Source organism: Neobacillus citreus, from assembly GCF_018343545.2.
Taxonomy (GTDB): Bacteria; Bacillota; Bacilli; order Bacillales; family Cytobacillaceae; genus Neobacillus; species Neobacillus citreus.
Genome location: NZ_JAGYPE020000108.1, coordinates 1 through 9,629 on the forward strand (window position 1 = coordinate 1; position 9,629 = coordinate 9,629).

General features: G+C 41.6%; 19 protein-coding genes and 1 pseudogene. All 20 read right to left on the reverse strand.

What is annotated here, in order from left to right; genetic code table 11:
* Positions 1–113: pseudogene (rpsE, locus tag KHB02_RS28630) on the reverse strand (30S ribosomal protein S5); the annotation flags it as partial.
* Between the two features lie 23 nt (positions 114–136).
* Positions 137–499, reverse strand: coding sequence for a 50S ribosomal protein L18 (rplR, locus tag KHB02_RS28635; RefSeq protein WP_213148264.1), 363 nt, complete (start codon positions 497–499; stop codon positions 137–139).
* 32 nt (positions 500–531) lie between these two features.
* A complete protein-coding gene (gene rplF / locus KHB02_RS28640; RefSeq protein ID WP_213148265.1) occupies positions 532–1,068 on the reverse strand; it encodes a 50S ribosomal protein L6 in 537 nt (178 codons plus the stop codon).
* A 31-nt stretch (positions 1,069–1,099) separates the two neighbouring features.
* Entirely contained in the window at positions 1,100–1,498 is a 399-nt protein-coding gene (gene rpsH / locus KHB02_RS28645) for a 30S ribosomal protein S8 (protein ID WP_213121073.1), read from the reverse strand.
* Positions 1,499–1,529: 31 nt separating this feature from the next.
* The gene (gene rpsN / locus KHB02_RS28650) at positions 1,530–1,715 is read right to left on the reverse strand and encodes a 30S ribosomal protein S14 (RefSeq protein WP_009499044.1); all 186 of its coding nucleotides are present in this window, start codon (positions 1,713–1,715) and stop codon (positions 1,530–1,532) included.
* A 23-nt stretch (positions 1,716–1,738) separates the two neighbouring features.
* On the reverse strand, positions 1,739–2,278 hold the full coding sequence (rplE, locus tag KHB02_RS28655; protein ID WP_213148266.1) for a 50S ribosomal protein L5: 540 nt from the start codon (positions 2,276–2,278) through the stop codon (positions 1,739–1,741).
* Positions 2,279–2,304: 26 nt separating this feature from the next.
* Complete coding sequence (gene rplX, locus KHB02_RS28660; RefSeq protein ID WP_213121075.1) at positions 2,305–2,613, reverse strand: 50S ribosomal protein L24; 309 nt, start codon at positions 2,611–2,613, stop codon at positions 2,305–2,307.
* 37 nt (positions 2,614–2,650) lie between these two features.
* On the reverse strand, positions 2,651–3,019 hold the full coding sequence (gene rplN, locus KHB02_RS28665; protein WP_038538479.1) for a 50S ribosomal protein L14: 369 nt from the start codon (positions 3,017–3,019) through the stop codon (positions 2,651–2,653).
* A 38-nt stretch (positions 3,020–3,057) separates the two neighbouring features.
* Positions 3,058–3,321 carry a 30S ribosomal protein S17 gene (gene rpsQ / locus KHB02_RS28670; RefSeq protein ID WP_066321295.1) on the reverse strand — a complete coding sequence of 88 codons (264 nt, stop codon included), beginning with the start codon at positions 3,319–3,321 and terminating at the stop codon, positions 3,058–3,060.
* A gap of 24 nt (positions 3,322–3,345) precedes the next feature.
* On the reverse strand, positions 3,346–3,546 hold the full coding sequence (gene rpmC, locus KHB02_RS28675; RefSeq protein ID WP_213121076.1) for a 50S ribosomal protein L29: 201 nt from the start codon (positions 3,544–3,546) through the stop codon (positions 3,346–3,348).
* Entirely contained in the window at positions 3,536–3,970 is a 435-nt protein-coding gene (rplP, locus tag KHB02_RS28680) for a 50S ribosomal protein L16 (RefSeq protein WP_213148267.1), read from the reverse strand. Before rplP ends, rpmC begins: the two co-directional genes overlap by 11 nt.
* Before the next feature lie 2 nt (positions 3,971–3,972).
* Positions 3,973–4,629: a 30S ribosomal protein S3 gene (rpsC, locus tag KHB02_RS28685; protein WP_213148268.1), complete on the reverse strand. Its 657-nt coding sequence runs from the start codon at positions 4,627–4,629 to the stop codon at positions 3,973–3,975.
* A 3-nt stretch (positions 4,630–4,632) separates the two neighbouring features.
* Positions 4,633–4,974 (reverse strand): 50S ribosomal protein L22, encoded by a 342-nt coding sequence (gene rplV / locus KHB02_RS28690; protein ID WP_213121079.1) that lies wholly within the window; start codon positions 4,972–4,974, stop codon positions 4,633–4,635.
* A 17-nt stretch (positions 4,975–4,991) separates the two neighbouring features.
* Complete coding sequence (gene rpsS / locus KHB02_RS28695) at positions 4,992–5,270, reverse strand: 30S ribosomal protein S19 (RefSeq protein WP_213121080.1); 279 nt, start codon at positions 5,268–5,270, stop codon at positions 4,992–4,994.
* A gap of 60 nt (positions 5,271–5,330) precedes the next feature.
* A complete protein-coding gene (gene rplB, locus KHB02_RS28700; protein ID WP_213148269.1) occupies positions 5,331–6,161 on the reverse strand; it encodes a 50S ribosomal protein L2 in 831 nt (276 codons plus the stop codon).
* 27 nt (positions 6,162–6,188) lie between these two features.
* Entirely contained in the window at positions 6,189–6,473 is a 285-nt protein-coding gene (rplW, locus tag KHB02_RS28705) for a 50S ribosomal protein L23 (RefSeq protein WP_277398412.1), read from the reverse strand.
* Positions 6,473–7,096, reverse strand: coding sequence for a 50S ribosomal protein L4 (gene rplD, locus KHB02_RS28710; protein WP_213148270.1), 624 nt, complete (start codon positions 7,094–7,096; stop codon positions 6,473–6,475). Before rplD ends, rplW begins: the two co-directional genes overlap by 1 nt.
* A gap of 29 nt (positions 7,097–7,125) precedes the next feature.
* The gene (gene rplC / locus KHB02_RS28715; RefSeq protein WP_213148271.1) at positions 7,126–7,752 is read right to left on the reverse strand and encodes a 50S ribosomal protein L3; all 627 of its coding nucleotides are present in this window, start codon (positions 7,750–7,752) and stop codon (positions 7,126–7,128) included.
* Positions 7,753–7,790: 38 nt separating this feature from the next.
* Positions 7,791–8,099 (reverse strand): 30S ribosomal protein S10, encoded by a 309-nt coding sequence (rpsJ, locus tag KHB02_RS28720; protein ID WP_034676072.1) that lies wholly within the window; start codon positions 8,097–8,099, stop codon positions 7,791–7,793.
* A 383-nt stretch (positions 8,100–8,482) separates the two neighbouring features.
* Positions 8,483–9,628: an elongation factor Tu gene (gene tuf / locus KHB02_RS28725; protein ID WP_241114176.1), complete on the reverse strand. Its 1,146-nt coding sequence runs from the start codon at positions 9,626–9,628 to the stop codon at positions 8,483–8,485.
* Between the last annotated feature and the right edge of the window lies 1 nt (position 9,629).

Below are 9,629 nucleotides of genomic sequence, written 5' to 3' on the forward strand. Positions count from 1 at the left end.
ACGACAAGTGCAGAGAAACGGAAGCGACGTCCACCTTTAACAACCTTCGCAACACGGTTAACTGTAACTACGCGTTCTTCAAGTTCAAGTTTGTTTGGATCAATGCGACGCATCTAATTTGTCCCTCCTTTGTCTATTAAAATTGTAAGCCATTTTCGCGGGCAGCATCAGCTAATGCTTGAATACGTCCATGGTAAAGGTATCCTCCACGGTCAAATACAACTGCAGAGACTCCTTTTTCCACCGCACGTTTAGCGACTAATTCTCCAACCTTTTGTGCAGCTTCAGTATTGCTAGTTGACTCAAGGCTAAGTTCTTTATCTAATGTAGAAGCACTTGCTAAAGTAACTCCATTAGTGTCATCGATTACCTGTGCATAAATATGCTGGTTAGAACGAAACACGTTTAGACGTGGACGAGCAGAGGTACCGCTAAGCTTCGCACGAACACGAGCGTGTCTTTTACGGCGAGTAGCGTTTTTATCTTGCTTCGTAATCATTTACGTCACTCCTTTCGTTTACTTATGCGGCATTACTTACCTGTTTTACCTTCTTTGCGACGAACAAATTCGCCTTCGTAACGGATTCCTTTGCCTTTATACGGCTCTGGAGGACGAACTTGACGGATATTTGCTGCTAATGCACCAACACGTTCTTTGTCAGTACCTCTTACAGTAATTTTTGTATTTGCAGGAACTTCAATTTCAAGGCCTGTTTCAGGTTCGATTTCAACTGGATGAGAGTATCCAACGTTTAGTACAAGCTTGGTACCTTGCTTTTGGGCACGGTAACCAACCCCGATCAACTCTAATCTCTTTTCGAAGCCTTTAGAAACACCTTCGACCATATTTGCGAGTACCGCACGAGTTGTACCGTGCAATGCGCGGTGTTCTTTCACATCTGATGGACGAGAGATGGTTACAACATTCTCTTCAACGTTAATTGTAATTTCTGGATTAAAAGAACGAGAAAGCTCGCCTTTTGGTCCTTTAACAGTAACAGTGTTGTTGTTCACAGCAACCGTTACACCTGCTGGGATTTCAATAGGTTTTTTTCCTACGCGAGACATTTAGTGCACCTCCATTCATTCAAAAAATCTCTTACCAAACGTATGCTAAAACTTCTCCGCCGATTTGTTTAGCACGAGCTTCCTTATCAGTGATCACGCCTGTTGAAGTAGAAACTAGCGCAATACCTAGTCCATTTAAAACACGCGGCACTTCGTTAGATTTTGCATAAACGCGAAGACCAGGCTTGCTTATACGCTTCAATCCAGTAATAACACGTTCGTTATTTGCACCGTATTTTAAGAAGATACGGATGATACCTTGTTTATTATCTTCGATATATTCCACGTCACGGATGAAACCTTCACGCTTTAGAATTTCAGCGATTTCTTTTTTGATATTAGAAGCAGGTACTTCTAATTTCTCGTGACGCACCATATTCGCATTACGAATGCGAGTGAGCAAATCAGCAATTGGATCTGTCATGACCATTGTTTTTTACCTCCTTCCACAAACTCTAGTTTTACCAGCTAGCTTTTTTAACACCAGGAATTTGTCCTTTGTATGCTAATTCACGGAAACAAATACGGCAAAGCTTAAATTTACGATATACAGAGTGTGGACGACCACAGCGTTCGCAGCGTGTGTACTCTTGTACTTTGTATTTAGGCGTGCGCTTTTGTTTCGCAATCATTGACTTCTTAGCCACGTTTTCGCCTCCTTATTTAGCGATTACTTTTGGAACGGCATTCCGACTTGAGTTAACAATTCACGAGACTCTTCATCAGAATTTGCAGTTGTTACGATAACGATATCCATACCACGAACCTTGCTTACCTTATCGTAATCAATCTCAGGGAAAATTAGCTGTTCTTTAATACCCAATGTGTAGTTGCCGCGACCATCAAATGCTTTTTTAGAAACACCACGGAAGTCACGTACACGTGGTAAAGAAACAGAAACTAACTTATCAAGGAATTGATACATACGCTCACCGCGAAGAGTGACTTTTGCACCAATTGGCATTCCCTCACGAAGACGGAAACCAGCGATAGATTTTTTCGCACGAGTTACTAAAGGCTTCTGACCAGTGATCATTGCTAATTCTTCAACTGCATTATCAAGAGCTTTAGCATTTTGAACTGCGTCACCAACACCCATGTTAATAACGATTTTTTCAATCTTAGGTACTTGCATAATGGATTTATAGTTGAACTTGCTCATAAGAGCAGGCGTGATTTCTTTTAAATACTTTTCTTTTAGGCGGTTCATAGAGTGTACCTCCCTTCTTCTTTAGACTATTTATCTAATAATTCACCGGATTTTGCTACTCGGACTTTCTTGCCATCTACCGATTTGTAACCTACACGTGTAGGGTTACCTGTTTTAGGATCGATAGGCATTACATTTGATACATGAATTGGAGCCTCGAAGCTGATAATGCCGCCCTGTGGGTTTGCTTGTGAAGGTTTAGCGTGTTTTTTCACGATGTTCACGCCTTCTACAAGAACACGGCTTTCTTTTGGATAAGCAGCCAGGATTGTACCTGTCTTGCCTTTATCCTTACCAGAGATAACTCTGACCTTATCACCTTTTTTTACATGCATCCGTAAGCACCTCCTTAAAGGCAATTGGAATTTATAATTATAGTACTTCTGGAGCTAGAGAAACAATCTTCATAAAGTTATTGTCGCGAAGTTCGCGGGCAACTGGTCCAAAGATACGAGTTCCACGTGGGCTCTTATCTTCTTTAACAATTACACATGCATTTTCATCAAAACGGATGTAGGAACCGTCAGGACGGCGGACACCGCTCTTTGTACGTACAACAACAGCCTTAACAACATCACCTTTTTTAACAACGCCACCAGGTGTTGCTTGTTTCACTGTACAAACGATAATATCGCCGATGTTAGCCGTTTTGCGGCCAGAACCACCAAGAACTTTAATGGTAAGCACTTCACGTGCACCAGAGTTGTCAGCAACTTTCAAACGTGATTCTTGTTGAATCATGTGTGTAACCTCCCTTCGGAAAAACTATCTCCGAACAATTAAATAATAACTGCTTTTTCTACTACTTCAACTAAACGGAAGCGTTTTGTAGCTGAAAGCGGGCGAGTTTCCATAATACGTACGATGTCGCCAACTTTTGCTTGATTTTGCTCATCATGAGCTTTGTACTTTTTAGAGTACTTTACGCGTTTACCGTAAAGGGGATGCTTTTTGTATGTTTCGACAAGAACAGTTACAGTCTTATCCATTTTGTCAGAAACAACGCGTCCAGTGTAAACCTTGCGCTGGTTACGTTCACTCATCACTCGTGAACCTCCTCTCGGATTTTACTTATTAACGCTGATTTCTCTCTCGCGAATCACAGTTTTCATGCGAGCGAGCGATTTGCGTACTTCACGGATACGAGCTGTATTTTCAAGTTGTCCAGTCGCCAATTGAAAGCGAAGGTTGAAAAGCTCTTCTTTTAACGATTTTACTTTTTGTTCAATTTCAGCAGTGGTAAGGTCACGAATTTCATTAGCTTTCATTTGATTCACCACCAATTTCTTCACGTTTTACAAACTTACACTTTACAGGAAGCTTGTGTGCAGCAAGACGAAGAGCTTCACGAGCAGTTTCCTCAGAAACGCCGGCAATTTCAAACATGATTCTTCCAGGCTTAACTACTGCCACCCAGCCTTCAGGTGAACCTTTACCGGAACCCATCCGTACTTCTAGAGGCTTTGCAGTATATGGCTTGTGAGGGAAAATCTTAATCCAAACTTTACCGCCACGTTTCATGTAACGAGTCATCGCACGACGAGCAGCTTCAATTTGGCGGTTAGTAACCCAAGATGCCTCCATTGATTGCAGACCGAATTCACCGAATGATACTTCGGTACCGCCTTTTGCGTTTCCACGCATGTTACCACGATGTTGACGGCGGAATTTTACGCGTTTTGGCAATAACATGATTATTTGCCTCCTTCCCCAGTTTTCTTCTTAGTAGGAAGGATCTCTCCACGATAGATCCATACTTTTACACCAAGTTTACCGTAAGTAGTATCGGCTTCTGCTGTAGCGTAGTCGATATCAGCGCGAAGTGTATGAAGTGGAACAGTTCCTTCGCTATAATGTTCTGAACGAGCGATATCGGCACCACCAAGACGACCAGATACCATTGTTTTAATACCTTTTGCGCCAGCACGCATAGCACGTTGAATTACTTGCTTTTGTGCGCGGCGGAAAGATACGCGGTTTTCTAATTGACGAGCAATGTTTTCAGCAACTAACTTCGCATCAACATCAGCCTTCTTGATTTCAAGAATGTTGATATGAACGCGTTTGCCAGTTAATTGGTTTAATGCTTTACGAAGTGATTCCACTTCAGTACCGCCTTTACCGATTACCATACCAGGCTTCGCTGTATGGATTGTAACGTTAACGCGGTTCGCAGCACGTTCGATTTCAACTTTAGACACAGAAGCATCTTTTAAGCGCTTCGTAATGTATTCACGAACCTTAATGTCTTCGTGTAAAAGATCAGCAAAGTCTTTACCTGCGTACCATTTAGATTCCCAATCACGGATGATTCCGATACGCAAACCGACTGGATTTACTTTTTGACCCACAGCTTATCCCTCCTTCTTCTCTGATAAAACGATTGTAATGTGGCTTGTGCGCTTGTTGATTTGGCTTGCACGGCCCATAGCGCGTGGACGGAAACGTTTTAAGGTTGGACCTTCATCAACAAATGCTTGGGATACAACCAAGTTATTTACGTCCATTTCATAATTGTGCTCAGCATTTGCCATAGCAGATTTTAAAACTTTTTCAACAACTGGAGAAGCAGCCTTCGGAGTCAGATTTAAAATCGCCACCGCTTCACCAACTTGCTTTCCTCGAATTAAATCGACGACTAAGCGGACTTTACGAGGAGCAATTCGGACTGTTCTTGCAACAGCTTTAGCTTGCATTGGGATGCCCTCCTCTCTTAACGTCTTGTTTTCTTATCATCGTTACCATGACCTTTGTAAGCACGTGTTGGAGCGAATTCTCCAAGCTTATGTCCTACCATGTCTTCAGTAACATACACAGGCACATGTTTACGGCCATCATAAACGGCGATCGTATGACCGATAAATTGTGGGAAAATCGTAGAACGACGAGACCAAGTCTTAATCACTTGTTTCTTATCGGATTCATTTAACTTTTCAACTTTAACCATTAAATGATCATCAACGAATGGTCCTTTTTTTAAGCTGCGACCCATGAATGAACCTCCCTTCGTGAGTGGTCTACGGCTCTGTCTTTGAACCGTAGTTCAATCACGTTATTTTTTACGACGACGAATAATAAGTTTGTCGGATTTGTTTTTCTTCTTACGAGTTTTGTAACCAAGAGTCGGTTTGCCCCAAGGAGACATTGGAGACTTACGTCCGATTGGTGAACGTCCTTCACCACCACCGTGTGGGTGATCGTTAGGGTTCATAACAGATCCGCGGACAGTTGGACGCACGCCTAACCAGCGAGAACGACCAGCTTTACCGATTTTAATAAGTTCGTGCTGTTCGTTTCCTACTTGACCGATAGATGCACGGCATTCAGAAAGAATCATGCGAGTTTCACCAGAAGTTAAACGTACAAGTACGTATTTACCTTCTTTACCAAGTACTTGAGCGCTTGTTCCAGCAGAACGAACTAACTGGCCGCCTTTACCTGGTTTTAATTCGATGTTGTGTACTACTGTACCAACTGGAATGTTTGCTAATGGAAGTGAGTTACCTACTTTAATATCTGCCTCAGAGCCAGACATTACTTCCATGCCGACTTCAAGATTTTTTGGAGCTAAGATATAACGCTTTTCACCATCAACATAGTTGATTAGTGCAATGTTTGCAGAACGGTTTGGATCGTATTCGATAGTGGCAACGCGTCCAGGAATGCCATCTTTGTTACGTTTAAAGTCGATTAAACGATATTGACGCTTATGACCGCCACCTTGATGACGAACAGTTAACTTACCTTGGTTGTTACGGCCGCCTTTGCTCTTTAATGGAGCTAAGAGTGATTTTTCTGGAGTACTTGTTGTGATTTCAGCGAAATCAGAAACAGTCATCCCACGACGTCCGTTAGAGGTAGGTTTGTACTTTTTAATCGCCATTTTATTTCCCTCCTCTTATATTAGATTTTAGCTTTCAAAGAATTCGATTTCTTTGCTGTCAGCAGTTAGTTTAACGATTGCCTTGCGGCGTTTGTTTGTGTAACCACCAAATTTACCCATACGCTTGAACTTACCTTTGTAGTTCATGATGTTGACTTTATCAACTTCTACGCCAAAGATTTCTTCGACAGCATCTTTAACTTGAGTTTTATTAGCCTTAACATCCACTTCAAAAGTATATTTCTTTTCAGCCATTAGGTCAGTAGTACGTTCAGTGATAACGGGGCGCTTAATGATATCGCGTGCATCCATTATGCAAGCACCTCCTCTACTTTTTCAACCGCTGCTTTAGTCATGATTAATTTATCATGATTTACAACGTCTAATACGTTGATTCCATCAGCAGTTACAACTGTTACACCAGGAATGTTGCGAGCAGATAATGCTACGTTTTCATCAAGGTCAGCTGTAACGATTAACGCTTTTTTCTCAACAGAAAGACCATTTAAAACAGCTTTGAAGTCTTTTGTTTTTGGAGCATCGAACGCTAAGCTTTCAAGTACTAACACTTTTTCTTCTAGAACTTTAGATGATAGTGCAGATTTGATTGCTAAACGACGAACCTTTTTCGGTAATTTATAGCTATAGCTGCGTGGTTGTGGACCAAATACAGTACCACCTCCGCGCCATTGTGGAGAACGGATTGACCCTTGACGAGCACGACCTGTTCCCTTTTGGCGCCATGGTTTACGACCACCGCCGGCTACCTCAGAACGATTTTTAACTTTATGAGTTCCCTGACGTAAAGAAGCTCTTTGCATAATGATCGCTTCAAATAATACGTGTTGGTTAGGTTCAATACCAAATACGGATTCGTTTAACTCGATTTCACCAACTTGTGAACCGTTTTGGTTAAATAATGCTACTTTCGGCATTCCTATGTTCCTCCTTTCTTATGAAGTGATTATGCTTTAACCGCACCTTTGATTTTTAGTAATGCTTTTTTCGCGCCTGGAACGTTACCTTTGATTAAAAGTAGATTGCGCTCAGCGTCAACCTTAACGATTTCAAGATTTTGAACAGTAACTTGCTCTCCGCCCATACGTCCAGGTAATAATTTACCCTTGAATACACGGTTTGGAGCAACTGGTCCCATTGAACCAGGACGACGGTGGTAACGAGAACCGTGAGCCATTGGGCCGCGTGATTGTCCGTGGCGCTTGATAGAGCCTTGGAAACCTTTACCCTTTGAGATTCCTGTTACATCTACTAAATCGCCTGCAGCGAAAATATCAACTTTGACTTCTTGACCAACTTCATAGCCTGCTAAGTCATCTCCGCGGAATTCGCGAACGAAGCGCTTAGGAGCAGTATTTGCTTTTGCAACATGTCCCTTTTCAGGTTTGTTAGCTAACTTTTCACGTTTATCTTCGAAACCTACCTGAATAGCTTCGTAGCCATCAGTTTCCGCAGATTTCTTTTGAAGAATAACGTTTGGAGCTACTTCAACTACTGTTACAGGAATTAAGTTTCCGTTCTCAGCAAATACTTGAGTCATACCAATCTTTCTTCCTAAGATTCCTTTGGTCATGTAAGTCACACCTCCTAATTTTGTAAAATTTTATTTGCTTATAATTTGATTTCGATATCTACACCGGATGGTAAATCTAATCTCATTAATGCATCAACTGTTTGTGGAGTTGGATTAACGATGTCGATTAGACGCTTATGTGTCCGCATTTCAAATTGCTCACGAGAATCTTTGTACTTGTGAACCGCACGAAGAATCGTATAAATAGATTTTTCAGTTGGAAGCGGAATCGGACCAGACACAGCTGCACCTGAACGCTTTGCTGTTTCAACGATTTTTTCTGCAGATTGATCAAGGATTCTGTGATCATATGCTTTTAAGCGGATACGAATTTTTTGTTTTGCCATTATTTTCCCTCCTTTATTCGCCTATTTTCAAAATAGACATTTCTCAGTGAGAATTTCCCTAACACAGCGCCATGGCAAAGCGGCCGGGTGTGTCAGCAACCTCCCACATCATCGCAGTCAAAGACCAACATTGTCTATTATACATAAAACATAAAGCAAACGCAACATTTATTACGATTTTTTTTAGTCTTATGTCCTGAACACTTTTATTATTATAAAGGTTGATATACATGATTTCAACACATAATAATAATCTCCAGTAATCTCCTAATTAAATTACATTTAAACATTCATAATTATATAGAAGAAACACGGTAAATTTTTAAAAGAACAATATAAAAAAGCAGCTGGATCGTCACCCAGCTGCTTCTGTTATAGATTAATTACTCAATGATTGTAGTGATTGAACCTGAACCTACAGTACGTCCACCTTCACGGATAGAGAACTTAGTTCCTTCTTCAATCGCAACTGGAGCGATAAGCTCAACAGTCATTTCTGTGTTATCACCAGGCATGATCATTTCAGTACCTTCTGGAAGAATAATGATACCAGTGATATCAGAAGTACGGAAATAGAATTGTGGACGATAGTTTGAGAAGAATGGAGTATGACGTCCACCTTCTTCTTTAGATAATACGTAAACTTGTGCTTTGAACTTTGTGTGTGGAGTGATGGACTTTGGCTTAGCCAAAACTTGTCCACGCTCGATTTCTTCACGGGCTACGCCACGAAGAAGGGCACCGATGTTGTCACCAGCTTCAGCAAAGTCAAGAAGCTTACGGAACATTTCTACACCTGTTACAGTTGTAGATTTTGGCTCTTCAGTGAAACCAACGATTTCAACTACGTCACCAACTTTAACTACGCCACGCTCAACGCGTCCTGTAGCTACTGTACCACGACCAGTAATAGAGAATACGTCCTCAACTGGCATCATGAATGGCTTGTCAGTGTCACGAGTTGGGTTTGGAATGTAGCTGTCAACAGCATCCATAAGTTCGATAATTTTTTCTTCCCATGCAGCATCGCCTTCTAATGCTTTAAGAGCAGAACCTTTGATAACTGGAGTGTCATCGCCAGGGAAATCGTATTCAGAAAGAAGGTCACGAATTTCCATTTCTACTAATTCTAGTAATTCTTCGTCGTCAACCATGTCACACTTGTTCATGAATACAACAAGGTAAGGTACGCCTACCTGACGAGAAAGAAGGATGTGCTCACGAGTTTGTGGCATTGGACCATCAGTTGCAGATACAACAAGGATACCGCCGTCCATTTGTGCTGCACCAGTGATCATGTTTTTAACATAGTCAGCGTGTCCTGGGCAGTCAACGTGTGCGTAGTGACGTGCATCAGTTTCATACTCAACGTGTGCAGTAGAGATTGTGATACCACGTTCTCTTTCTTCTGGAGCACCGTCGATTTGATCGTATGCACGAGCTTCTGCTTTACCTTGCTTAGCAAGTACAGAAGTGATTGCAGCAGTTAAAGTAGTTTTACCATGGTCAACGTGTCCGATTGTACCAATG